18 protein-coding genes are annotated in these 23,940 nt (G+C 74.1%); 1 reads left to right on the top strand and 17 read right to left on the bottom strand.

The genetic code is table 11. The features are described from left to right. Nucleotides 1-67: 67 nt before the first annotated feature. From ACFWBD_RS39110 to ACFWBD_RS39190, 17 genes are all read right to left on the bottom strand, one after another. Nucleotides 68-1,186, bottom strand: a complete 1,119-nt coding sequence (locus ACFWBD_RS39110) for an LLM class flavin-dependent oxidoreductase (protein WP_385678248.1) — start codon at nt 1,184-1,186, stop codon at nt 68-70. Further along, the gene (locus ACFWBD_RS39115) at nt 1,176-2,921 is read right to left on the bottom strand and encodes an amino acid adenylation domain-containing protein (protein WP_385678203.1); all 1,746 of its coding nucleotides are present in this window, start codon (nt 2,919-2,921) and stop codon (nt 1,176-1,178) included. The genes ACFWBD_RS39110 and ACFWBD_RS39115 overlap by 11 nt, the downstream gene beginning before the upstream one ends. Further along, on the bottom strand, nt 2,918-3,700 hold the full coding sequence (locus ACFWBD_RS39120; protein WP_385678206.1) for an OAM dimerization domain-containing protein: 783 nt from the start codon (nt 3,698-3,700) through the stop codon (nt 2,918-2,920). Before ACFWBD_RS39120 ends, ACFWBD_RS39115 begins: the two co-directional genes overlap by 4 nt. Beyond that, nucleotides 3,697-6,702: a lysine 5,6-aminomutase subunit alpha TIM-barrel domain-containing protein gene (locus ACFWBD_RS39125; RefSeq protein ID WP_385678208.1), complete on the bottom strand. Its 3,006-nt coding sequence runs from the start codon at nt 6,700-6,702 to the stop codon at nt 3,697-3,699. The genes ACFWBD_RS39120 and ACFWBD_RS39125 overlap by 4 nt, the downstream gene beginning before the upstream one ends. Continuing rightward, the gene (locus tag ACFWBD_RS39130) at nt 6,699-8,102 is read right to left on the bottom strand and encodes a KamA family radical SAM protein (RefSeq protein ID WP_385678211.1); all 1,404 of its coding nucleotides are present in this window, start codon (nt 8,100-8,102) and stop codon (nt 6,699-6,701) included. The genes ACFWBD_RS39125 and ACFWBD_RS39130 overlap by 4 nt, the downstream gene beginning before the upstream one ends. Before the next feature lie 182 nt (nt 8,103-8,284). Then, complete coding sequence (locus ACFWBD_RS39135; protein ID WP_385678214.1) at nt 8,285-8,779, bottom strand: GNAT family N-acetyltransferase; 495 nt, start codon at nt 8,777-8,779, stop codon at nt 8,285-8,287. Beyond that, nucleotides 8,776-9,942, bottom strand: a complete 1,167-nt coding sequence (locus tag ACFWBD_RS39140) for a pyridoxal phosphate-dependent aminotransferase (protein WP_385678217.1) — start codon at nt 9,940-9,942, stop codon at nt 8,776-8,778. Before ACFWBD_RS39140 ends, ACFWBD_RS39135 begins: the two co-directional genes overlap by 4 nt. Next, entirely contained in the window at nt 9,939-10,361 is a 423-nt protein-coding gene (locus tag ACFWBD_RS39145; RefSeq protein WP_385678219.1) for a cupin domain-containing protein, read from the bottom strand. The genes ACFWBD_RS39140 and ACFWBD_RS39145 overlap by 4 nt, the downstream gene beginning before the upstream one ends. A gap of 11 nt (nt 10,362-10,372) precedes the next feature. Further along, nucleotides 10,373-11,722: an ATP-grasp domain-containing protein gene (locus ACFWBD_RS39150; protein WP_385678221.1), complete on the bottom strand. Its 1,350-nt coding sequence runs from the start codon at nt 11,720-11,722 to the stop codon at nt 10,373-10,375. A gap of 12 nt (nt 11,723-11,734) precedes the next feature. After that, the gene (locus tag ACFWBD_RS39155; protein WP_385678223.1) at nt 11,735-12,460 is read right to left on the bottom strand and encodes a GNAT family N-acetyltransferase; all 726 of its coding nucleotides are present in this window, start codon (nt 12,458-12,460) and stop codon (nt 11,735-11,737) included. Nucleotides 12,461-12,472: 12 nt separating this feature from the next. Next, a complete protein-coding gene (locus tag ACFWBD_RS39160) occupies nt 12,473-13,804 on the bottom strand; it encodes an MFS transporter (RefSeq protein ID WP_385678226.1) in 1,332 nt (443 codons plus the stop codon). Continuing rightward, nucleotides 13,801-14,865 carry a methyltransferase gene (locus ACFWBD_RS39165; RefSeq protein WP_385678228.1) on the bottom strand — a complete coding sequence of 355 codons (1,065 nt, stop codon included), beginning with the start codon at nt 14,863-14,865 and terminating at the stop codon, nt 13,801-13,803. The genes ACFWBD_RS39160 and ACFWBD_RS39165 overlap by 4 nt, the downstream gene beginning before the upstream one ends. An 18-nt stretch (nt 14,866-14,883) precedes the next feature. Next, nucleotides 14,884-16,191, bottom strand: coding sequence for a hypothetical protein (locus ACFWBD_RS39170; protein ID WP_385678231.1), 1,308 nt, complete (start codon nt 16,189-16,191; stop codon nt 14,884-14,886). Nucleotides 16,192-16,198: 7 nt separating this feature from the next. Continuing rightward, a complete protein-coding gene (locus tag ACFWBD_RS39175) occupies nt 16,199-20,659 on the bottom strand; it encodes an amino acid adenylation domain-containing protein (protein ID WP_385678234.1) in 4,461 nt (1,486 codons plus the stop codon). Next, nucleotides 20,656-20,925, bottom strand: coding sequence for an acyl carrier protein (locus tag ACFWBD_RS39180; protein WP_385678237.1), 270 nt, complete (start codon nt 20,923-20,925; stop codon nt 20,656-20,658). The genes ACFWBD_RS39175 and ACFWBD_RS39180 overlap by 4 nt, the downstream gene beginning before the upstream one ends. A 43-nt stretch (nt 20,926-20,968) precedes the next feature. Beyond that, a complete protein-coding gene (locus tag ACFWBD_RS39185; RefSeq protein ID WP_385678240.1) occupies nt 20,969-21,817 on the bottom strand; it encodes a hypothetical protein in 849 nt (282 codons plus the stop codon). Between the two features lie 48 nt (nt 21,818-21,865). Next, the gene (locus ACFWBD_RS39190; protein WP_385678242.1) at nt 21,866-23,131 is read right to left on the bottom strand and encodes a hypothetical protein; all 1,266 of its coding nucleotides are present in this window, start codon (nt 23,129-23,131) and stop codon (nt 21,866-21,868) included. A 408-nt stretch (nt 23,132-23,539) separates the two neighbouring features. Here ACFWBD_RS39190 and ACFWBD_RS39195 point away from each other — a divergent pair, with 408 nt between their 5' ends. Beyond that, nucleotides 23,540-23,851: an NIPSNAP family protein gene (locus tag ACFWBD_RS39195; protein WP_385678245.1), complete on the top strand. Its 312-nt coding sequence runs from the start codon at nt 23,540-23,542 to the stop codon at nt 23,849-23,851. The last annotated feature ends 89 nt before the right edge of the window (nt 23,852-23,940 follow it).

Here is a 23,940-nt window from a genome sequence, read left to right on the forward strand (position 1 = left end):
GCGCCGGTGGGTGATCCCCACCGGCGCCCTCCGCCGTCGTGCTGTGCGCCCCGGCGCGCCCCACCGCTCAGTCCGCGACCACCGCCGACCGTTCGCGCCGCTCCGCCTCCTGGCGCACCAGCGGCAGCAGCGTCCGCCCGAACTCCTCGGCGTCACGCAGCGGTTCGTACCCGCGCAGCAGGAAGGTCGTCACCCCGATGTCCATGTAGTCCGACAGGGCCTGGGCCACCGTCTCCGGAGTCCCCACCAGCGCGGTGGAGTTGCCCGCCGCCCCGGTGGCCGCCGCGGGCGCGGTCCACAGGGCCCGGTCGTGCCGCTCGCCCTTCGCCGCGGCGGCCAGCAACCGCTGGGAGCCGACGTTCTCGGGACGCGCCGACGGCCCGAGCGGCAACGGCGGCCGGCCGCGGTCGAAGAAGGAACCCGCCGTGCCGCGCCGGCGGATCGCCTCGAGGACGCCGTACGCCCGCTCCCACGCCTCCTCCTCGGTACGGCCCAGCACCGGCCGGAACGACACGCTGATCCTGGGCGGCACCGTGCGTCCGGCCGAGCGCGCCGCGGCCCGCACGGCCGCGATCTGCTCGGCGGTCTCGGCCAGTGGCTCGCCCCACAGCGCGAACACGTCCGCGTGTTTGCCGCCCACCCGGTGGGCGGCGGGCGAGGAACCCCCGAAGTACAACGGGATCGTCGGGTGTTGCAGCGGGCGTACCTCGGAGCGGTGGTCCTCGAACCGGTAGCGGGGGCCCTCGTGGCCGAAGCCCTCCGGTTCGGTCCACGCCCGCTTCACGACCTCCAGGAACTCGTCGGTGCGGGCGTAGCGGTCGTCCTTGTCCAGGTAGTCGCCGTCGCGCCGCTGTTCGGCGTCGTTCCCGCCGGAGATGACGTGGACAGCGAGTCGCCCGCCGCTGAAGTGATCGAGGGTGGCGAAGGACCGCGCGGCCGCGGTCGGGGCGAGGATGCCCGGCCGGTGGGCCAGCAGCAGTCCGAGGCGCTCGGTGTGCGCGGCCACGTACGCGGCGACCTGGGCGCCGTCGGGCGAGCTGGAACTGTGGCCGATCAGGACGCGGTCGAACCCGGCCTCCTCGTGCACGCGCGCGAAGCGCCGGGTGAACTCGGGGTCGACGGCGGGCCCGTGGGAGCCGCCCTCGGAGTCCTTGGTCCCGATCATCCCGATGAATTCAACCGGCACGGTGGTCACCGCCTCGCATCGTGAGGTTCAGGGCGTCTTCCCCGCGCGGGCCGGTGCCGGACACGGCCGCCAGGGCCGTCCGGTCCAGCTTGCCGTGCGGGGTGAGCGGCAGCCGGTCGAGGTAGCGCAGCCGCTGCGGCAGCATGTGCGCGGGCAGTCGCTCGGCCAGGTGCTCACGCACCCGGTCCGGGGGCAGTGCGTCACGGTCGGCGACCAGAAAGGCGCTGAGCATCGGTGCACGGCCGCTGTCGTCGACGAGGCAGGCGGCGCCGTCGACGCCGGGGAGCGCGCGCAACTGCGCCTCGATCTCGCCGAGTTCGATGCGGAAGCCACGCAGTTTGACCTGGCCGTCCATCCGGCCCGCGTAGTACAGCAGGCCGTCGGCGCCGGCCACGGCCCAGTCACCGCTGCGATAGCGGCGGCCCGTGCCGTCCGGCGCTGTGGGGAAGCGCTCCGCGGTGAGTCCGGGGCGGCCGAGGTAGCCGTGGCTCACACCCGCACCGCCCACCCACAGCTCCCCGGGTTGCCCCGGCGCCACCAACTCCCCCTGCCCGTCCCGCAGCTCCACGGTCAGGTGGCCCAACGGCCGCCCGATCGGGGTGCGTCCGCCACCGGCCTCGCGCAGGACGTCGGCCGTGACGGTGCAGTGGGTGACATGGACGGTGGTCTCCGTGATGCCGTACATGTTGGTGACGGTCGCGGCCGGTGCCGGGCCCGCGTCCCACCAGCGGCGTATGTCGCCGGGCACGAGAGCCTCGCCGCCGAGGACGACGTGGCGCAGGGCCGGGAGTCGCACCCCTGCGGCCGCCGCCTCGGTGACGAGGTTGCCGAAGGCGGAGGGCACCTGGTTGAGCACGGTGACCCGCTCGGCCGCCAGCAGCCCGGCGAAGGCCTCGGGGTCGGCGGCCGTCTCCCGGTCGACGACCAGCGCCCGGCCGCCGTACAGCAGGGCGCCCCAGATCTCCCACACGCTGAAGTCGAAGCTCCAGGAATGGAACAGCGTCCACACGTCATCGGCTGCGACGTCGAACAGGGGTACCGCGGCGTCCAGCAGGGCCAGCACCTGCGCGTGTCCGACGACGCAGCCCTTCGGTGCGCCGGTGGAGCCGGAGGTGTAGATGGTGTAGGCGGTGTCCGACGGGAGGGCGGGGGTCTCGGCGGGGGCGGGGGCGGGCGGACGGGAGACGAGGACGAGCGGTCCCAGCGTGGCGAGCGGTGTCTCGCCGGGCGCCGGCGGTCCTTCGGTGAGGATCAGCCGGGTGCCCGAGTCGTCGAGGAGATGGCGCTGCCGCTCCGGCGGATACCCGGGGTCGACCGGCAGATAGGAGGCTCCGGCGCCCAGGATGCCGAGGAGCCCGGCCAGCGCGTGCCGGGACCGCCCGGCGCGCAGCGCGACGGGCTGACCCGCGGTCACCCGGCCGCGCAGGGCGAGGGTGACGGCGTCGGCCTGCTCGGCGAGCCGGCCGTAGGTGACCGAACCCCGGGCGTCGGTGACGGCCGTACGGTCGGGCTCGCGGGCGGCGACAGCGCGGAACCGGGCGTCGAGCCGGTCCTCGGCAGCCGCCGCGCGGACCGGCTGCGGGACCGGTCGCGGGACCGGTCGCGGGACCGGATGCGGGGCCTGCTGTAGGACCGGTTGCGGGGCCGGATGCGGGGCCGGATGCAGGACCGGTTGCGGGGCCGGATGCGGGGCCGGATGCAGGACCGGTTGCGGGGCCTGCTGTAGGGGCCTCATACGGCGCTCCTGTCGTCCGACGCGGTGGTCCGCCCGTAGGTCAGGGCGTGGGCGAGGTAGCTGGCCACGTCGTCGGGGGTGGTGCCGCGTCCGAAGACGCGGTCGACGCCCAGTTCGGCGGCCATGCCGGGGTCGAAGCGAGGTCCGCCCACCACGAGCAGGGGTCGGGAGCGCCCGGCGAACGCCACGTCCAGTTCGGCGCCGAGTTCGCGCACGTTGGTCAGGTGCGCGTCGCGCTGGGTGACGGCCTGGGAGACCAGAACGGCGTCGGCGCGCTCGCTCACCGCCCGCCGCACCAGGTCGGCCACCGCGACCTGGGCGCCGAGGTTGACGACCCGCATCGAGTGGTAGTACTCGAGGCCCTTCTGCCCGGCGAAGCCCTTGATGTTGAGGATGGCGTCGATGCCGACGGTGTGGGCGTCCGTTCCGATGCACGCGCCGACCACGACCAGTTCGCGTCCCAGGCCCTGGTGCACGGTCTCGTCGACCTCCTCGGCCGACAGCAGCGGGTACTCCCGCTCCAGGACGTCGACCGTGTCCAGTTCCACCCGGTGTGCGACCGCGCCGTAGACGACGAAGAAGCTGAACTCGGTGCTCACCGGCCGGGCGTGGACCAGCAGGGGGCGCTCGATGCCCATGCGGCGCGCCAGTTGGAGGGCCGCGGCCTCGGCGAGGGGGCCGTGCGGCAGGGGGAGGGTGAACGACAGCTGCACCATGCCGTCGTCGGTGGTGTCCCCGTAGGGACGGACCGCGGACGGCGGCCCTGCGGGGGTGTTCATCGCTGGTCGTCTCCTTCTGGGTCGGGGTCCGCGGACGCGTCCAGCAGCTCGATGGCGGGGTTGCGGTAGCCGGGGGCGCGCTCGGCCACCCCGTCCCGGCCGCGGCCGCCGTCGACGGGACGGCGCATACCGCCGAAGGTGCCCTCGGCGATGGCGTCCAGCAGTCCGCGGTCGCACAGTCGCTCCAGCAGGCCGACGGCCTCGCGCAGCACCACGTCCGCGCGCCGGGCGATGACACCGCCGGGAGCGGGCCGGAAGTCCTCCTCCAGGGCGCCGGCGGCGTCCATCACGTACCGGACGTTCTGCAGCGCCAGGTCGCGGTCGGAGAGGAAGGGGGTGACGACGGCCTCGGTCATCATGCCGACCAGCAGGATGTCCTGCCGGGTCAGGGCCCCGGCCAGGTTGAAGAACCCGTTGAGCAGATAGCCGCGGAAGACGTCACCCGTCATGTGGCGGGTCGGGGGCATCCACTTGAGCGGGGCGTCGGGGAACAGTTCGCGGGCGAGCAGGGCGTGGGCCAGCTCCATCCGGAACGAGTCGGGCAGGTCCGGGTCGATCTCGAAGGCGTGCCCCAGGCCGAGTTGGGCGTCGGTGAGCCCCGCCTCCTTGCCGAAGTACTCGTTCAGCAGCTGGCTGGCGGTGACCGTGTGGGCCGCCTGCATCGCGTCGGCGGTGGTGAGGTAGTTGTCCTCGCCCGTGTTGATGACGATGCCGGCGCGGGCGTGCAGTTGCCGGGAGAACCGCTGGTCGACGAAGGTGCGGACCGGGTTGATGTCGCGGAAGAGGATGCCGTACATCGAGTCGTTGAGCATCATGTCGAGCCGTTCCAGACCGGCCAGTACGGCGATCTCCGGCATGCACAGTCCCGACGCGTAGTTGGTCAGGCGGACGTAGCGGCCGAGCTGCGCCGACACCTCGTCCAGGGCGGCGCGCATCAGGCGGAAGTTCTCCTGGGTGGCGTAGGTGCCGGCGTAGCCCTCGCGGGTGGCGCCGTGCGGCACGTAGTCGAGCAGCGACTGACCGGTGGAGCGGATGACCGCGATGACGTCGGCGCCGCCGCGGGCCGCCGCCACGGCCTGGCGGACGTCCTCGTGGATGTCGCCGGTGGCCACAATCAGGTAGACGAGCGGACCGCGGGGCCTGCTCCCCCGCCGGATCAGGCGCTCGCGTTCCCGGCGGCGGCCGTCGATGACCGTCAGGCCCTGGGCCATGGCCCGGCGGGCGTCGCGTACGGCACTCTCGGCCGCGGCGCCCTCGGGCAGCCGGAAGGACACGTCCCGGGCGGTGGCGCGGGCGGCCAGCTCGGTGAGGTCGCGGCTCGTCCCGGTGCGCAGCGCGTGCCAGACCGGCAGCGCCACCCCGTGCTCCAGACCGACCTGGTCACGCACCGCGTCCACCAGCCGGTTGACCCAGGGAATGCCCTCGGCGTCGGCACCGGACAGCCCTGCCAGCCGCAGCGCGGCCCGCTCGACCGCCACGGTGGTGTGGGACCGGGCCATGTCCACCACCGGGCGTCCGGCGCGCACGGCCAGCTCCCGTGCACGGCGCATCAGCCGGGGGTCGAGCCCGAGCTTGCCGACGGGGACGGCCATGGGGCTGGGAGCGGCGGTTCCGGCCGGGGCAACCGCAGGCTGGGCCACAGCGATGCCGGCCGGGGCAACTGGAGGCCGAGCGGCGGCGATGCCGGCCCGGTTAGCCAGAGGCCGAACGGCATCAGCGCCGGCCCGGTTAGCCGGAGACCGAACGGCATCAGCGCCAGCCCGGTCAGCCGGAGACCCAACGGCATCAGCGCCGGCCCGGTTAGCCGGAGACCCAACGGCATCAGCGCCGGCCCGGTTAGCCGGAGACCCAACGGCGGCGCCGGCCGGGGCAGCCAGGGGCTGAGCGGCGGCGGTGTCGATCGGGGCAGCTGGAGGCTCGGAGACGGCAGTGCCGGTACGGGACGGTGCGAGTCTGCGGGCGAACAGCTGCCGCACCCCCGGCTCGGTGCGCACCAGGTCCAGCGCCTGCTCGGCGTGGCCGGGCTGATAGCCGTTGCCGATCAGCATGGTGACGTCGGCGCGCAGCCCCTCGGCGCCGAGCGCGGCCGTGGGGAACGAGGTGGCCATCGAGAAGAAGACGACCGTGCCGCCGTCGCGCGTCGCCAGCACCGCCGCGTGCTCACAGCCGGGTACGTCGGTGCAGACCACGGTGATGTCGACGGGACCGCCGGACCCGTCGAGCCGGCCGCTCAGCTCGACCGCGTCGCGGGCGTCGGCTCGCAGGACCGTGCCGGCCAGGCCGGACGCGGTGAGCGCGGCCTCCTCCGCGCCGTCGGGCACGACGCCCACGAGCCGCCCGGCGCCCGCGCGGCGGGCGGCCGCCAGCGCCAGACAGCCCGACTTGCCGGCCGCGCCCAGAACGGCCACGGAGGGCGCGATGCCGGACCGGGCGGCGTACTCGGCGACGGTACGGGCCGTCAGCGCGGGTGCACCGCACACGTCGAGTACCGCGAGGGAGAGTTCGTCGGGCAGGTCGGCGGGCAGGGCCGCGGCGACCGACCGGCCGAAGAGGACGGCGTGCCCGCGGGCCGGTACGCGCTCCCCCAGCCCGTCCCAGTCGCGCAGCCCGTCGGTCAGCGTCAGCGGGGTCAGGGTGAGGGAGACCAGGCTGGCCACCCGGTCGCCGGGCTCGAGGCCGAGCGGGGTGCGCGGCCCGGCCTCGGCCACGGTGCCGATCAGCATGCCGCCGGAGCCGGTGACCGGGTTGTGCATCTTGCCGCGCTCGCGCACGATCCGGCACACCGCCTCCCGTATCGCGTTCCCGTCCCCGCCGTGCTCCTCGTGGAGCTGCCGGTAGGACGCCGCGTCCAGGTTGAGGTACTCCACGTCGATGCGCAGTTCGTCCTCGCGCAGCGGGGAGTCGGGGTCGAGCCGCTCGGCGGCCTGCGGCAGCACTCCGGCCGGCGCGAGCACCCGGTGCAGTCCGAGCGGTGAACCCTGCGTCCGCGTACCGCCGTTCACCGGGTCTCCTCCGGCTTCCACTGCGCCCAGTGCGCCTGACCGGCGTCGGGCAGGGTGTGCAGCGGGTCGTAGTAGTGGTGGGTGCGGCGCAGCGCCGCGGGGTCGTCGTGCTCGACCGAGGTCAGATAGTTCTTGGACCAGTCGGAGATGCCCAGTTCGCGGTCGTAGGCGTCGGCCTGGTGCACCCAGCGCTTGCCGACGTAGGGCACGTCGCACACCAGCCGGGGGGTGGCGAAGCCGGGCAGGTAGCCCATGATGGCGTGCTGCAGGCGCTGGGCCTCGGACAGCGGGAGCCGCCAGTGCTCGGCGCCGGGCACGATGTCGCAGAGGTAGAAGTAGTACGGCATGATCTGGGCGCTGTCGAGCAGGGCGAAGCACAGGTCGAGCAGGGCCTCGGGGGTGTGGTTGACGCCGTGCAGGAGCACACCCTGGTTGCGTATGTCGCGCAGGCCGGCGGCCAGCAGCGCGCGGGAGGCCTCGGCGACCAGCGGGGTGACCTGCTGGACGCTGTTGGCGTGCGTGTGCATCGCCAGGCCGACGCCGCGCGCGGACGCCTTGGCGGCGAGCTGGGCCATGCCGTCGAGCACCTCGGGGGCGAGCCAGTGCTGGGGCAGTCCGACCAGCCCCTTGCTGGCGAGCCGGATGTCCCGGACGTTGTCCAGGTCGAGAAGCCGGTCCACGAACGAACGCAGCCGTGGCCAGGGCACGTTGGCGACATCGCCGCCGGAGACCACGACGTCGCGCACGGTGGGGGTGGCGCGCAGATAGGCGATCATCCGGTCCAGGCGGTCCGCCGGGCGCAGCACGAAGCGGTACTTGTCGATCTGCGGGGTCGAGGTGCCGACCAGATCCATCCGGGTGCAGTGCCCGCAGTACTGCGGGCAGGTGGTGACGAGTTCGGCGAGCACCTTGGTCGGGTAGCGGTGGGTGAGTCCCTCGACCACCCACATCTCGGCTTCGTGCAGGGAGTCGCGGGAGGCGAGCGGGTGACTGGGCCACCTGGGGTGCCGGTCGCTGGCGACGGGCAGCATGTAGCGGCGGACGGGGTCGGCGTACCAGGCGGTGGTGTCGGGGGCGGACGTGGGAGCGATGGTGTTGAGGACCTGCGGGGTGAGCAGGATCGGCATGGTCGCGAACTGCGCCTGGTCGGCCGCGAGATCGTCGTAGAACGCGTCGTCGAGCCCGGTCCCGGCCACCTCGCGCAGCTGCCGGACTCCCTTGACGCAGTGGGCGCGCTGCCACTGCGGGTCGCGCCACTCGGCGGCGGTGACGTCCCGCCAGGCCGCGAAGCGCCGCCAGTCGGGCTCGACGGCCTCGTGGCGTCGGTAGCCGTACGGCTGGGCGAGCGCCTCGGGGGCCTCCCGGGTGGGGGGCGCGGCCGGCGGGGGTGCGGTTCTCACGGGGTGCCTCGGTTTCTCCCGGCCATGGGCGGCGGGTGGGTTCTCGGAGCGGAGCGAAGCGCGGTCACGGCCGCGCGCCACCGCCGGATCAGGTGCGGGCGGCACTGCCGGATCGGGTGTGGGCGGCACTGCCGGATCGGGTGTGGGCGGCACTGCCGGATCGGGTGTGGGCCGGCGTCCGGTCAGGTGGTGAGGGTGTAGAGGAGCTGCCCGTCGCGGTCGGGGCGGCGGGCGAAGCCGGCCCGCTCCATGACGCGTCGGGAGGCGGTGTTGGTGTGCGTGGTCGTGGCGATGACCGTGTCGACGCCCGTTTCGCCCAGCGCCCAGTGGGCGAGCGCGGCCAGGGCCTCGGTCGCGTACCCGCGGCCGCGGGCGTCCGGGTGCAGGTCGAAGCCGATCTCGACGTGTCCGCCCGTCGGCGGACCCTGGAATCCCATGCCGCCGACGACGAGGCCGTCCTCGATGCGGACGAGCACGTACATGCCCCAGCCGGGCCGGTGCGATCCGGCCGCGTGCGCGTCGGCGAGCAGCCCCGCCGCTTCCCGCGAGCCCTCCCCGGGGGTGCCGCCCAGCCAGTCCAGTCCGCCGGGCCGGCCCTCCCGAAGTTCCAGGGCCTCGGCCGGCAGCACCTCCCGCAGTCGGAGGCGGCCGGTGTCGAGGGCGATCACTCGCGTCACAGATGTTCCCGTGCGGTGGCGCGGGAGGGCGGTGTCAGGCCGAGTTCGGGGTCGGTGACGGGGGCAGGGACCGGAGCGGGGGCGGTGCCAGGCGCGGGGGCGGTGACGGGCCCGGGGGTGGTGACGGGGGCGGGGGTGGTGACGGGGGCGACTATGTCGAGGGCGTCGAGGAGGCGTTCGAGGTCCGCGGAGGCGCCGACGGAGATCCGCAGGTACCCGTCGAGTCCGAAGCGGCCCGCGTCGCGGACGAGGATGCCGTGGTCGCGCTCCAGCAGCCGTTCGGCCCGCGCCGAGTCGGGCACCGGTACGGCGAGGAAGTTGGTCACCGACGGCAGCGCCCCGCGCCCCCGGACGGCCAGATCGGCCCGGAACCGCTCACGGGCCACGGCATTGCCCCGCCGTACCCGCTCCAGGTGACCGTGGTCGGCGAGCGCGGCCACGGCGGCGGCCTGGGCGGCCCGGTTGACACTGAACGGCATGCTGCCCTGCACCTCGCGCAGCCGGCCCACGAGGTCGGCGCCGCCCACGGCGTAGCCGATGCGCAGCCCGGCCAGCCCGTGCGCCTTGGAGAAGGTGCGCAGCGCCAGCACGGGAGCGCCGGTGCCGAGGTAGTCGAGGACCTGGGGGGTGCCGGGCGGGGCGAAGTCCAGGTAGGCCTCGTCCACCACGAGGGGGGTGCCGGTGGCGGCCGCCCGTTCGACGAGGAGGTCGAACGCGGCCCGGTCCAGGGCGCCCCCGGTCGGGTTGTGCGGGTTGCACACGTACGCCACGCCCGCGCCGTCGAAGGCGTCGGCCAGCGCGTCGACGCCGTCCGGGGGAACCTCGCGGCAGCCGCGACCGACGTTCTCCAGGCAGATCCGGTAGCCGGGGAAGGTGCCCGCGGTGGTGACCCCGGGGCGCTGCCGGTCGCCCAGGCACAGCGCGCTGAGCAGGACCAGTTCGTCACTGCCGTTGGCGACTGCGACCTGGTCCGGCCGGACGCCCAGCAGTTCGGCGACGGCGTGGGCGGGCGCGGTGCGGGCGGGGTCGGGATAGGTCCCGGTGTCGTCGACGGCCCGGTGGGCGGCGGCCAGGGCGTGCGGGCTCGGGCCGTACGGGCTCTCGCTGAGGTGGAGGCGCACGGGTGCGCCGGCCGGGGTGCGCGGGAGGACCGGGGCGGTCATCGTCCACCGCCGAGCAGCAGGCCGAAGCAGTAACTGCCGGGCTCGGCCTGAAGGGTGAGGAAGCGGTGCTCGGCCCCGGCGGGAACGCGCAGCAGAGCGGGCGAGGTCAGCTCGTGCCGGTCGCCGTCGACGAGGACCTCGATGCGGGCGCCTCCTGGGTGGGGCGAGACGAGGAAGTAGATCTCGTCGACCTCGTGCCGGTGGGGATCGGCGACCGGCTTGCCGACCAGGTGGTCGATGGGGCCGCCGGCCAGCTCGACGGGGACGCCGCCGAACATGTCGGCCGTCAGGTAGAAGGGCGCCGGTGCGTGGTGCCCGGCCACCGGCAGGAACCGGGGAATGTCGGTGCGGATCTCGGCACCTGCCGCACGCGGAGCCGGAGCCGGAGTCGGGGTGGAAGTCGGCGTCTCGGTGGTCATCTGGGGGCCTCTCATCGGTCGAGGGAGGTGAGCGGGCCGGGGGCGGCCAGGTCGCGGGCGCGCACGGTGCGCGTGTCCGGTGTTCCGGGGGCGTCCGGTGTTCCGGGGGCGTCCGGTGTTCCGGGGGCGTCGGTGAAGGTGTAGGTGAGGGCGTCGAGGGCTTGGTCCAGGGCGGCGAGCATGGCGGCGTGGTCGTCGGCCGTGCCCCACAGCACGGCCAGTTCGGCGGTGCCGACGCCGGGTGGGAGCCGGGTGCCGGGCCGCACGCGGGTCTCGTAGCCGTCGAGGCCGGGTGCGGCGAGCGCGTCCGCGACCCCGTGCACGCCGGTCAGCAGGCCGCCCTCGGTGGGGGCCGGGACCGCACGGGCGTACACCACCCGCTCCCGCGGCGCCCAGGTCTCGGGGGCGGGGCCGCCCAGCGCCAGCCGGCCCGCCAGGGCCACCGGGTCCAGTCCGCCCGCCAGCCGGCCGAGGCCGCTCTGGAATCCGCCCAGCCTGCCGTTGACCTCGATCAGCCGGGGGCCGTGAGCGGTCAGTTTGACCTCGGTGTGGGTGATGCCGGTGCGCAGTCCGAGTGCCTCGAGCGCGCGGCCGGCCAGATCGAGCACCGCCGCCCGTTCGGCGTCGGCGAGGGGTGCCGGCCAGTAGTGACCGACCTCGCGGAACGGCGGGGCCAGCGGGAACTTCCCGGTCACCGCCCAGTGCGTGACCCGGCCGTCCACCACCGCGCTCTCCACGGAGACGTGGTCACCGAACGGGGCACGGTCGACTCCCGCCAGGTACTCCTCCAGGACGAGGGCCTCCTCGGCGTCCGCGCCGGTCAGCAGTTCTGCCGCGAGCGCGGCGCCGGTGTCCGCGTCCCGCACCAGATGGGTGCTGCGGCTGCCCTCGCCGCGGACCGGCTTGAGGACCGCGGGCAGCCCCACCGCGGCGAGCGCGGGCGCCCAGTCCCGTGGGGTGCGCATCAGCCGTGTCCGCACCGGGTCCACGCCCCGCTCACGGAGCCTGCGCCGCTGCTCGTACTTGTCCGTCAGCAGCCGTACGGTGTCGGCGTCGTGGTACGGCAGTCCGAGTCGCGCGGCGAGTTCCGCCGTCGTGGCGAGGCGGCGCTCGCTGAAGGTGAGCACGGCGTCGGGGCGGTGTGCCGTGAGACGCGCGGCTGCTTCGTCGAGGGCGGGTGCGCTGTCACCGTCCACGGCGACGACCGGCGCCAGGTCGGCCAGAAGCGGGGCGATCTGCTCGGTGTGGGCCGAGCGGCACACGGCGAGGACGACGTCCCCGAGCGGTTCGAGACGGTCCACGATGTCCGCGGGGGCGACGGAGCCGAAGTCGTAGACGACGGCGATCACGGGGCGTGGCATAACCGGCCGTCCTCAGGCGTCGACGTGGTCGGGGTCGGGTGCGTAGCGCACGCCGGAGAGGGCGGCGGACAGCGCGGTGGCCGCGGGTGCGCCCGTCGTGGCCTCGGCCCCGAACATGGCGAGCGCCGGCTCCAGGCCGCCGATCTCCGCGGGGACGACGCGTGACGCCTCCCAGTCCGCGCGGCGCAGCCGGTAGCGGTCGCTGACGGCGCGCAGTCCGCGTACGGCGTTGATCTGCGTGCCGTCGTGGGAGAAGCCGAACTTGCGGCACACGGCCTGCGAGGCGGTGTTCTCCCGCCGTACGACGGAGAACGCGTCCTGTGCGCCGAGGCCGGCGAAGGCCAGTTCGAGGACGGCGGCGCGCGCGTGGCCGCCCAGGCCCAGGCCCTGGTGGCGCAGGCCGAGCCAGGAGGTCAGGAGCACCTCGCGGGTCACCGCGAAGTCGCGTGCGCCCAGCGACTGGGAGCCCACCACCTCGCCGTCGTGCACCACCACCAGGTACAGCGTCCAGTCGTCGGGACTCCAGTGGGCCATGGCGTTCCAGTGGCGCTGGAGGACCCGGCGGGCGACGGCGGCCGGATCGCCGTCCGTCCACTGCGAGAAGAAGGGCATGAAGCCGGGCGCGTGCACGCCTTCGGCGCCCAGTGCGGCGAGCGCGTCGAGGTCCTGCGGGGTGGGCCAGCGCAGTTCGACGAGCGGGGTGCGCACGGTGATGCCGCTCAGTGGCCAGTGCTGCATGACGGTTACCTCCTAGGAGCCGCTGGCGGCGGTGACGGGTGCGGATCCGGTGCCGGCGGCCGCGGCCGTCGGCTCGTCGGCCTCGGCTTCCGGTGCCGGGTGGGGCAGGTCGGCGCCGGCCGGCAGGGTGCGGCGCAAGGCCGGTCCCACGAGGGCGACGGCGGCGCAGACGGCGATCAGGGCGACGATCAGCGGCAGACCGTCGGCGAGCGGGAGCGTGGCCCCGGCGAGGAGGGGACCGGCCACCGAGCCGGTGGAGACGGCCACCGACAGCATGGCGTTGACCCGGCCCCGGGCGCGTTCCTCGGCGAGGTCGTTGAGGAGCCCGGTGACCACGGGGAACACCAGGGCCTCCCCCACCGACAGCAGCAGCACCCCGGCCATGGCCGTGACGGTCGCGGCGGTGCCGTGCTGGCGGCCCGCGACCAGCACGAGGGCCCAGGCCGCGGCCCACAGGAGGCCGGTGAGGGACAGCACGGTGCTGCGCCGCACGCGCTGGACGCGCTCGCCGAGGGCCACCTGGGTGAGCACGGCGACGACGACGTTCACGGCGAAGGTGCCGGACAGTCCCTCCGGGCCCACGGCGCCGCCGGCCGTGAGATAGCCGGGCAGACCGGATCGGAGCTGCCCGTACGACACCAGCGAGCACAGCGTCACCGTGGCCAGCAGCACCGCGAGAGCCCGCTGTCCGAGCACCTCGCGGTAGCCGGCCGGTCCCGCCGGGGCCGTCTTCCCGCCGCCGCGTTCGATGCGCGGCAGCAGCAGGAGGAAGGCGGCGCCGGCGGCCAGGAAGGTGGCGCCGTCGGCGATGTAGAGCGTCGTGAAGCGGGCGGCGCGGGATCCCGGCCCCGAGGCGGCGACGAGGCCGCCGACGAGGACGCCGATGCCGGTCATCGCGTTGAACACGGCGTAGTCGGCCGAGAAGGCGAGCCCGCGCTCCCGGGCCGTTGCGGCACCGGCGTACAGATAGCGCAGGACCGTGCCCACGCCGCTGATGCCGAGCCCGTACACGACCGCGGCGGTGAGCGCGGCCGGCGCCGAGGTGACGAAGGCGTACAGGCCGGTGCCGAGGCCGGCGACGCACATCACCAGCGTGACGACGGTGCGCGGCGCGAGCCGGTCCAGGACGGCGCCCCAGGCGAGGCCGCCGACGACGGCGGTGGCGGCCTGGACGGCGAGGGTGGCGGCGGGAATCCAGGACGCCAGGCCGCGGACCTGGTCCAGGTAGATCCAGAGGAACGGCAGGACCAGGCCGCCGCCGAAGGAGTTGACCGCGTTGACCGCCAGCACGGCCCGGGTGCGCGGGGAGAACTCGCGCAGGACCGCGAGGGGGTTGGCGCTCACCGCGCTTCCAGGACGTACAGCCACGAGTGCGGGGTGCCGAAGGGGACCGTGCGGACCGGGTGGAGGCCGGCGGCCGCGAACAGGTCCTCGTACGTCTCCTTGGTGTGCAGCGGTACGCCCATGAGCGCGTGGGCGAGTTCGTAGCCGAGGGAGAACACCGGCAGGGTGGCGGAGCCCTCGGCCTCGGGGCGGAGCATGGTGTCGGCGAGGACGAAGGTCCGGGCGGCCGGGAACGCCTCGCGCAGCCGGGTGAACAGGTGCGGGCGGGTGGCGGGGTCGGCGAGCAGGTCGTGCAGCAGGAAGAAGCTCATCACGGTGTCCACCTCGGCGATGGCGTCGTGGTGGGCCTCGCGGTGGCACACGTCGAGCACGTCGGCGCGGATCGCCCGGACCCGGTCCTGAAGGCCTGCCTCGGCGATGGTGCGGTGGCCGAGTTCGGTGGCGGGGCCGCTGATGTCCAGGCCGAGGCCGCGGGTGCCGGGCCGGGCGCCGACGACCCGGCTGACCCGGGCTGAGATGCCGCTGCCGAGGTCGGCGAGGGTGCGGAAGTCGATGCCGTCGAGGACGTCGTCGAGGGTGGTGGACATGAAGGAGCGGTCGTTCTGGCCGGAGCCGAGGGCGACCATCGCCTCGTCGCGCAGCAGGGTGTCGCCGAACGTGGCCTCGCCGGTGGCCAGTCGGGCGGCGCCGGAGAAGACGTCGCTGTAGCCGCCGACCGCCCAGGTGAAGTAGCCGCGCATACGGAGCGTCTCGCGTCCGGCGTCGGTGAGGACCGCGGTGTCTCCGTCGTCCTCCAGCCGCAGCCAGCCGCACACGGCCGCGGCGCGCATCACCTCGCGGACGACGCGCTCGCGGACCGCGGGACCGGCGGAGCGCACGAAGTCGGCGAGGTCCAGGCGAGGTTCGGCGGCCAGCCGGTCCCAGACGCCGAGCCGGTCGAGGGTGTGTACGACGGTTGCGGCGACGTAGCCGTTGAAGGCCTGGTCGACGCCGATCGGGGCGGGTGCGGCGCCGTACCAGTCGGCGGGCAGCGCGTCGGGCGGGGTGTGCAGGAGGGTCATGGCGATGTCCGTTCCGTGTCAGGCGGGTTGGGGTGGCGCAGGCGGGGTGTCGGCGCCCACCAGGCCGACGAGTTCGTCGAGCAGGCGCCGGGGGTCGAGCGTGGCGGTGAGCGGTTCGTAGACGGCCAGCGCCACTGCCCAGTGGGCGGGTCCGCCGCGGGAGCAGCAGCGCACCAACGGTGTGTCGCGCAGGGGGAGTGGCTGTCGGGCCGCGTCCAGCACCGACTCCCGCAGGTGTTCCGGCCCGCTGTCGGGGTCGGGGACGAGGGCGGCGGGCCGGGCGTCCGGGGTGGGCAGGGTGCGGGCCTGCCAGCGCCCGCCCGGTTCGCTGAAGACGGTGCGCAGGGCCGGGTGCCTGCGCTGGAGTTCGGCGAAGGCGGCGCTCAGGACGTCGGGCGCGGGCGGCGGTCCCGGTACGACGGTCGCGACGGCCGCGTTGTGGTCGCCGGAGGAGCCGTGCCGGACCAGGTCGTAGAACAGCCAGCGCTGTTCGTACGGCGTGAGTGGGCGGGTGGGCGCCGCGTCGGCCGGCGCGGGGCCGCCCGGTTCGCGGCGTCGGAACGGGTGTCCGGGCAGCCGGACCCGGCTGCCGGGGCGGCCCAGCGAGGTGTCCGCTTCGTAGCCCCGCCGCCACAGTTCGGCGAGCAGCCGCGCGTACGAGGTGCCGTCGGCCGGGTCGAGGGTGAGCGCGTCGGGCGCGTCCGGCCGGGGTGCGCCGATCACGACGACGGGCGCTCCGGTGTGCTCCTCGGGGAGGTCCTCGTCGGTTCCCGGGATGCCCGCGGCGGCGGCCGACAGCGCGTCCGGCAGGGTGAGGTCTCCGCGTACCGCCGCGGCGGCGAGAGCGCCGGCTCCCGTTCCGCGCACGGCACACGGGGTCACGCCACGGGCCCGCAGCCAGGCCGCCAGGCCGTACAGGACGGCGACGGTACGGGCCGCCTCGACGTCGGTGTGCCCCCTGGCGACCCGCAGGGCGTCGGCCACCTCCGGGAGGTCCACGGATGCCGAAGTGAGCGCCGTGCCGTCGAGCAGGAGGAGGGGACCGTCACCAGGGGCCCGCACGGGCGCCGGGTCCGGGTCCGCCGGGGCGCCGACGTCCGCGAGCAGCGCGGCGACTTCGGCGGCCGAATCACCGGTGACGGCGTACCGGCACGGAAAGCGTTCACGGCCTGTCCTCAGGGTCAGGGCCACGTCGTCGAGGTCGGCGTCCGGCGTGTTCTCCAGCCACGCGGCCAGGCGGCCGCGCGTCTCGGCCAGGGACTCGGGATCCCGGGCGGACACGGCCAGCACACGCGGGAGGTCCGTCACGGTCAGGGGTCGGTTCATCGGCGGGTCACACCCTTTCCGGCTGCGGGAGGACGACTGCCGCCGACGCGGCCCGGTGCTGCTGCACGACCACATGGGCGTTGGTGCCGCCCACGCCGAAGGAGCTGACGCCGGCCGTGCGCGGCCGGTCCGTCCGCTCGGTCCAGGCGCGGCCCTCGCCCAGGAGGGACAGACGGCTGTCCGCGCCCAGTTCGTCGATGGGTTCGGCGACATTGGGCGTGGCGGGCAGGTGCCCGTGGTGGACGGCGAGCACGGCCTTGATGAGTCCGGCGATGCCGGCGGCGGTGTTGCAGTGCCCGATCGACGCCTTGACCGATCCGACGGCGACCGGCGGGCCCGTCCGCCCGAGCGCGTCGGCCAGGGCCGTCATCTCGATGGCGTCGCCGAGGCGGGTCCCGGTGCCGTGGGCCTCGACGAAGCCGATGTCGGCGCCGCCGACACCGGCGGCGGCCAGGGCCTCGCGGATGACCCGCGACTGGCCGTCGACTCCGGGTGCGGAGTAGCCGATGCGCGCCTTGCCGTCGTTGTTGACCGCGCTCCCCCGGATCACCGCGTAGACCGGGTCACCGTCGCGTTCGGCGTCGGCGAGGCGGCGGAGCAGCACCGCTCCGGCGCCGAATCCGCCCACGGTTCCGGAGGCGCGCCGGTCGAAGGGCCGGCACATGCCGTCGTCGGCGTAGAGGAAGCCCGGACGGTGGCGGTAACTGCCGTCGGAGGCCGGGTCGAGGGAGACCGCACCGGCGAGGGCGTAGTCGCTGCTGCCGGTGAGCAGGCTGCGGCAGGCCAGATGGACCGCGTACAGGCCGGTGGAGCAGGCGGTGTCCAGCAGCAGCGCCTCGCCCCACAGGTCGTGCAGGTAGGCGAAGCGGGAGGCGACGAAGGTGGGGTCGGCGTTGACGACGTCGTCCACCCGGGCCTCGGGGTCGGTGTCGAGGACCTTGGCGCAGCCCGCGTAGAGGCTGGTGCGGGAGGCGATGTCGGACAGCCGCAGGGAGGCGTCCTCGACGGCCGACCACAGCACCTCGTGCAGCACTCCCTGCTGAGGGTCACCGTGGCGCAGGTCGTCCTCGCTGAAGCCGAGGAAGTCGGCGTCGTAGCGGGTGCCCTCGGCGACCATGCCCCAGCGCGCCACCCGCCGCTGCCCGCCGGGCAGTTCGGTGATCAGCGGACCGGGCCCCTCGGAGAAGCAGTCCCGTCCGGTGCGCAGGTTGTCCCAGAACGCGGCCAGGTCGGCGGAGCCGGCGAACCGCGCGCCCATGCCGACGACGGCGATGGCGTCGTCGTCGGGCCCGGACACGGGCCGTGCCGTGAAGCGCGCGGCGGCCGGGCGCGGGGTGTCGCTCGTGTCGCCGCCGACCAGGCGGGTCTGCGACCGGACGGTGGTGTGGCGCAGCAGGTCGCCGATGGACGGCCCGGTCCCGGTGGCGCGGCGCAGTGCGGCCTGGAGCCGGACGAGGAGGAGCGAGTGGCCGCCCACGTCGAAGAAGTTGTCGTGGGGGCCGAAGGCGCGTTCGCCCAGCACCTCTTGCCAAGCGCCGCGGACCGCCTCGTGGAGGCCGGGCGCGGGGGCGGCGGCGTCCCGGGTCTCCGCTCGCGCCGGTGACGGGGCCGCCGACGCCGCGGTGTCCTCGGGGCGGGGCAGTCGCCGCCGGTCGATCTTGCCGTTGGGGGTGAGCGGCAGCTCGTCGAGGACGACCAGATGGGAGGGGACGGCGAACGCCGGCAGGCTCGCGCGCAGGTGCCGCATGACCTCGGGCCGGCCGCCGGGCCGGGCGAGCACCGCGTAACCGACGATCTCCTTCTCGTCCCGGTCGTTGCGGCGGCTGGTGACGAAGGCCGCGGTGACGTCCGGGTGGGCGCGCAGGGCGGACTCGACCTCGCCGAGCTCGACCCGCTGACTCCTGATCTTGATCTGGTTGTCGGCGCGCCCGATGAACTCCAGACGGCCGTCGGCGGTCCACCGCACCCGGTCGCCGGTGCGGTAGAGCCTGCCGCCCGGCTCGTCGCCGAACGGGTCGGCCCAGAACCGCTCGGCGGTGCGGGTGGGGTCGCCGAGGTAGCCGAGGGCCACACCGTCACCGCCGAGGACGAGTTCGCCGGGCATGTACGGCGGCGCGGGGAGGAGCGTGCCCTCGAAGACGACGTGGGCGCGGGTGCCGGGCACTGGTGCGCCGATGGACAGGGTGCGGGCCGCTTCGGCCACCTCCTCGACGGGGCACCAGGTGGAGGTGAAGGAGTTCTCCGTGGGGCCGTAGCTGTGCAGCAGGGTGCCCGGGCGGGCCCAGCGCAGCGCCTTGCGCAGGTGCGGCACGGAGACCAGCTCACCGCCGAAGTACACCCGCCGCAGCGTCTGGAGGAGGTCGGGCGCGTCCTCGATGATGCGGTTGAGCAGCGGAGTGGTGACCAGCAGGGTGGTCACGCCCAGGTCGCGGACGGCCGTGCGCAGGGCGGGCGGGTCGAGGACGAGTTCCTTGTCGAGGACGGCCAGCCGGGCGCCGTGGGTGAGGGCGCCCCAGATCTCGTAGGTCGCGCCGTCGAAGTTGAGCGGGGAGAGGTGCGAGACGGTGTCGTCGGGTCCGAGCGGCAGGAAGTCCGGCCGGTGCATCAGGCGCACCACACCACCGTGGTGCAGCAGGACGCCCTTGGGGCGGCCCGTGGAGCCGGAGGTGTAGAGGACGTTGAACACGCTCTCCGGGCGGTTGTCGACGACGGGCGGCGTGCCGGGCAGGGCGGCGGACGCGCGGGCGATGTCCTGCGTGGTGTGGACGGGCAGCCCGTCCGGCGCCCCGCCGGTGCCGGTCTGCTCGGCGATGAGCAGCCGGGGACGGGCGTCGTCCAGGACCAGCCGCAGCCGGGCGTCGGGATGGTCGGGGTCGAGCGGCAGATAGGCGGCCCCGGCCATGGTGACGGCCAGCATCGCGGTGATCGTGTGCGCACCGGGCCGCAGCGCCAGGGCGACCAGGTCACCGTCGCGGACGCCGGCCTCGGACCGGAGCCAGTGCGCGGCGCGCGCCGCCGCTTCGGTCAGGGAGCGGTAGGTGAGGGCGTGCTCGCCGTGCACGACGGCGACGGCGTCGGGGGCACGGCGGGCCTCCCGCAGGACCAGCTCGGGCACGCTCGGTCGCGCGGCGGTGTCCCCGGCGTCCGTTGCCGGTCCGTCGCCCGGGGGTGCTTCGGCCAGAGCGGCGAGCAGGTCCCCGCAGCGGGCGCCCGGGCGCCCGGCGGCCGAGAGCAGCGCGTCGAGCTGCCGGACCATCAACGCGGCGGAGGTCTCGGTGTACAGGCTGGTGTCGTAGTCGAGGCGCAGCACCAGCCGGTCGGTGTACTCCAGGGCGGCCAGGGCGAGGTCGTACTTCGCCGAGGCGGTGTCCAGGTGCACCACGCGCACGAGAGCTCCGGGCACCGTCTGGGCGCCGCCGGTACGGGGCTGGTGCAGAAACACCGCCCGGTACGCGGGCGTGGCCGCCGGCGGCGGCGGTCCGCCGTCGGCGAGCGCCTCCATGGAGTCCAGCACCTGCTCGCCCAGCCGCTGGGCGTGTGCGCCGAACTCCTCGTCGACAGCCACGCGGCTGCGGACCGGCAGCACCCGGGTGAACAGGCCCACCGCGTCCTGCGTACCCGGCGCGTCACGGCCGGCGAACGGCATGCCCAGGACGCCGTCCTGCTCGCCGGACCAGGCGTGCAGCAGCAGGCTCCACGCGGCCAGCAGCACCATGGCGGGCGACACCGAATGCGCGACGGCGAGGTCCCGTACGGCGGTGAGGCGTTCCGCGGACAGGGTGCGCTCGACCCAGCCGGCCGTACCCCGCAGCTGCTGCTCGCCGCGGACCAGATCGGGCAGCGGGCCGAGGGTGACGGGCTCGTCGGCGAGCAGGTCACACCAGTACGGTGCCGGTGCGCGCTCCGCGTCTGCTGCTTCCGTGTCGTGGGCCGCGATGGGCCGCGTCGGTTCGACAAAAGCGTCGGCGCGGGTGGACCCGCCCGTGGAGGCATGGACGCGGTACGCGGCGAGTACGTTGGCCGCGATGACGTCCAAGGTGCGTCCGTCGGCGACGATGTGATGCATCGTCAGCACGATCAGGGCACCGTCGTCGTGGTGTAGCACCTCGGCCCGCAGCAGGGGCGCGCCGCTCGGATCGAGGGGCCGCTGCGCCGCCCGGACCGCCTCTTGGCGCGCCGCATCGGAACGGCACGAGCCGGACCGCCGTACGACGCTCAGGGGAAGCGGCGCCGTCGGCTCCGGGTGGAACCACAGGTCCCCGTCCTCGGCGTCGAAGCGGCCGGCCAGTTCGGGCCGCCGAGCGAGCAGGTCGGACAGGGCCCGTCGCAGGGCCCGTACGTCGAGGTCGCCGAGGAACTCCAGGGCCACCGGCACGTTGTAGCGGCCCGACTCCGGCTCGCAGCGGTCCGCGAGCCAGATCTCCGTCTGGGCGGCCGAGACCGGCAGCCTCGCCGTGCGGCCGCTCACGAGCGCACCTCCGGCGCGTCGGCCGCGAGCTCGTGCGCCAGCCCACCCACCGTGGGGTTGCGGAAGAGGACCCGCACCGAGATCTTCCGGCCCAGCTCCGCGCCCAGGTCCCTGACGACGTGAAGGGCGCCCAGAGAGTGGCCGCCGACCTGGAAGAAGTGGTCCTCGTCGGTGAATTCGTCGTGTCCGAGTGCGTCGGCCCAGGCCTTGCGCACCAGTTCGGTGAGCTCACCGGTGCCGCGTGTCTCGGATTCGGTCGCCGTCACGGCAGTCGTGTCCTTCCGTACTTCTGGTCAGGCGGATGTCTGCTCAGGCAGGTGTCTGCTCGTCGGGCACGAACGCCCGGTAGGTGTCGTCCACGGAGTCCCACAGGCGCGGGAAGAGGCTTCGCTCGGCCATGGCGCGGACGCCCGCCGTGGACTGGCCGCGCAGGCTCTTGGGCAGGTCCTCCCGGGTGTCCGGGCCGGCGGACGCGACGGTCTCGGGGTGGCCGCCGAGCTGGGACCACACCAGCCGCAGGTGATGGTGCTTCCAGGCCGCGACCGCCCCGTCGAGCCGCAGCAACGCCTGCCGTACGAGGGCGAGGTCGGGGGCCCGGTCCTCGCGGGCCGGCGACGCGGCGCGGCCCTGCGCCGTGATGAGCTCCCGCACGCCGATCCCCTCGCGGGCGACGGCGGCCTCCGTCTCCTGCCACAACGCGGTGGCCGCACGGCGCAGGTTACGGGCGCCGGGCGAGTCGAGACCGGTGGTGTTCTCCGGGAAGGTCTCACGCATCAGCAGCAGGCTCTCCTGCGGCAGGAAGTCCAGCAGCACCTGAAGCGCCCGGACCGCGACGTCGCCCATCGCCGCGGCGCGTTCCAGCAGTTGGGCGGCGAGAAGGTAGTCGCGCTCACGCAGCCCCTCGGCCGCACGACGCATCTCGTAGTGCATCTCGCACCACGCGTACTCGGTGATCAGGTGCACCGTCTGGAACAGCCGCTGGTCCGGGTGGACAAGCCCGTCCTCCGGCAGCAGGGCCGACAGGGCGGCGGTGAGCCGGGTGTCCTCTTCGTAGTTGCTGCCCCGGTCGTACTCGTACACGAAGAGACGGTTCCGCTCTTCGGGGTTCATCGTCCGGCGGGCCGTTCCCGGCCTGCCGGGCTGCGCTTGCTTGCTCATCGTGGGGAACGCCTCCGGGCGAAGGGGTCGTGGGCGTGGGGAGCCGGCTCAGCCGACGAGGGCGCTGTGCCGGTCCGGGGCCGGGAACAGCCGGTTGTCCAGGACCGCCGCGAGGTAGGGCACACCCTGCGTGTATCCGGTGCCGGACCGCTCGCCGATCATCCGTACGGCCAGGCGGTAATGGGTCTGCTTCCACCGCTGGTGCACCGATTCCAGCCGGTCCGCCGCCGCCCTGAGCGCGGCGTCGTCCGCCGGGTCCAGCCGGTGTGCGGCGATCAGGGCGTGCCAGGTGCCCTGGACGGTGGCCTGCCCGTTCACCACCCGCTCGCGCACCCGAGGCACGGAGGTGTAGGCGGACGAGGCGAGCCGGGCGAGGCTCGGCGTGGAGCACAGCGACTCGAAGGTCTTGTAGCCGGCGGACTGGATGGCGCTCGCGCCTTCGGTGAAGGTCCGGAAGGTCTGGAAGGCTTCGGGCCGCATGGTCGCCAGCAGGGAGAACAGGGGCAGCGATTCCTTGAGGACGTCGGCCACGGCGCCGACGAGTTCGGCGGACTCCTGCGGCCGGTCGTCGTCGAGCCGCCGCACCGCCGTGGCCAGGGCGGACGACATGAACGTGAACGTCGTCTCGAACGACTGAAGGGTGCGCAGGAAGAGGTACTCGTCGTGCAGGACGTACACCGGCTGCACGCTGGCCGACAACGCCAGGGCCTGCTCCGGCGCGGCGCTGCGCAGGATCTCCGCGGCCAGCGGACCGCCGGGGGTACGGCCGGGGACCGCGGCGACAGCCACGGCGTCCACGACTCCCGACGGCAGCGCGCGCAGGGCGGCGGACTCCATCACCCGTACGGCCAACCGGGCCCGTTTGGCGACCAGTTCGGGCGACGGCGGCATGACGTGCGGTGCGTCCGGGGTGTCCGTCGACGCCCGCTCCTCGAACCGTACGAGATCGGCGAGCAGGAGCAGCACCATTTCGTCGCGTGAGCGCAGCGCCTCGTGCCGGTCGGCCGGCGCAGGCCGCGTCAGCAGGGACAGGGCGGTGTAACTGGGGTAGTCGTAACGGTCGTCGTGCTTGTCGAGGACGACATCGAGGAACCTGTGCAGGAAGGGCGGCCCGTCGCAGCCCTCGGATTCTGACTCCGAATCCGAATCCGACTCGGCCACCGAACGACGTATCTCGTCCAACAGGCGGAGGAGTTCGGCGTCCAGGAAGTGCTTGCCGACCGACCGCAGATGCCCGAGAAATAGGGCGTAGGGGAAATCCGCGACCCTGCCGTGCACCGCCCAGGCGCGCAACGCGTCTTCTGCGGAGGTCATGCGCTTTCCCAGAGCGTCGACGAGTCGGAGCCTCCGAATTTGTTCCTCACAGGGGGCCGGGAATTTCGAGCGACCATGGAATGGTGTCCTTTACTCGGAACGAGTGGCGACCGCGAGATCCCGAGGCGCTTGACCCTTCGAATGCAGCGCCGCCCGCAATCACTTTCTGGACAAGATCCTCCGCCTCCCGATCCGAACTCCCAAGTCACCAATATCCGGTCACGCGCGAGCGGTCCCGGGGTCACGTGAGTGCTTGCCCTGCCGCTCCGACTGCTCTTCCCGGCACGCCGACGCCGAGGTCGTCGAGGGCGTTCAACCGGCCTGCCTCAGCGCTCCCGACCGCCAGGCGCGCGCGGGCGACACACGGGCCGCGTGCGCGTCCGAGGCGTCTCGCCGCATCATGTAGGCATGATCACTATTCATCTGACGTACGAGATCGACGCCGACAAGCTGGCGGACTTCGAGGAGTACGGCCGTCGCTGGGTGGGACTCGTCAACCGTTTCGGCGGGACGCACCACGGCTACTTCCTGCCGAGTGAGGGCGACAGCGACATCGCCTACGCCCTCTTCTCGTTTCCCAGCCTCGCCGCGTACGAGCAGTACCGCACGGACAGCGTGTCTGATCCGGAGTGCCAGGACGCGTTCGAACTGGCTCGTCACACGCGCTGCATCAAGCGTTACGAACGCCGGTTTCTCCGGCCGCTCGACGGCGTGTCCTAGGTTCTGTCTGATAATTGATCTTGTGGTGGGTCGTGGTGAGCTGACGGATGTGGCGTGGGAACGGATAGCGCCGCTGCTGCCGGGTGTTG

It is taken from the genome of Streptomyces sp. NPDC060002 (genome assembly GCF_042737245.1).
In the GTDB taxonomy this organism is placed as follows: Bacteria; Actinomycetota; Actinomycetes; order Streptomycetales; family Streptomycetaceae; genus Streptomyces.

What these genes read in the sequence shown, in the direction of transcription:
- ACFWBD_RS39120 (WP_385678206.1), bottom strand. Translation starts at nt 3,700, where the DNA reads ATGAACACCCCCGCAGGGCCGCCGTCCGCGGTCCGTCCCTACGGGGAC.
- ACFWBD_RS39155 (WP_385678223.1), bottom strand. Translation starts at nt 12,460, where the DNA reads ATGCAGCACTGGCCACTGAGCGGCATCACCGTGCGCACCCCGCTCGTC.
- ACFWBD_RS39140 (WP_385678217.1), bottom strand. Translation starts at nt 9,942, where the DNA reads ATGACCGCCCCGGTCCTCCCGCGCACCCCGGCCGGCGCACCCGTGCGC.
- ACFWBD_RS39195 (WP_385678245.1), top strand. Translation starts at nt 23,540, where the DNA reads ATGATCACTATTCATCTGACGTACGAGATCGACGCCGACAAGCTGGCG.
- ACFWBD_RS39145 (WP_385678219.1), bottom strand. Translation starts at nt 10,361, where the DNA reads ATGACCACCGAGACGCCGACTTCCACCCCGACTCCGGCTCCGGCTCCG.
- ACFWBD_RS39165 (WP_385678228.1), bottom strand. Translation starts at nt 14,865, where the DNA reads ATGACCCTCCTGCACACCCCGCCCGACGCGCTGCCCGCCGACTGGTAC.
- ACFWBD_RS39190 (WP_385678242.1), bottom strand. Translation starts at nt 23,131, where the DNA reads ATGACCTCCGCAGAAGACGCGTTGCGCGCCTGGGCGGTGCACGGCAGG.
- ACFWBD_RS39170 (WP_385678231.1), bottom strand. Translation starts at nt 16,191, where the DNA reads ATGAACCGACCCCTGACCGTGACGGACCTCCCGCGTGTGCTGGCCGTG.
- ACFWBD_RS39115 (WP_385678203.1), bottom strand. Translation starts at nt 2,921, where the DNA reads ATGAGGCCCCTACAGCAGGCCCCGCAACCGGTCCTGCATCCGGCCCCG.
- ACFWBD_RS39150 (WP_385678221.1), bottom strand. Translation starts at nt 11,722, where the DNA reads ATGCCACGCCCCGTGATCGCCGTCGTCTACGACTTCGGCTCCGTCGCC.
- ACFWBD_RS39185 (WP_385678240.1), bottom strand. Translation starts at nt 21,817, where the DNA reads ATGAGCAAGCAAGCGCAGCCCGGCAGGCCGGGAACGGCCCGCCGGACG.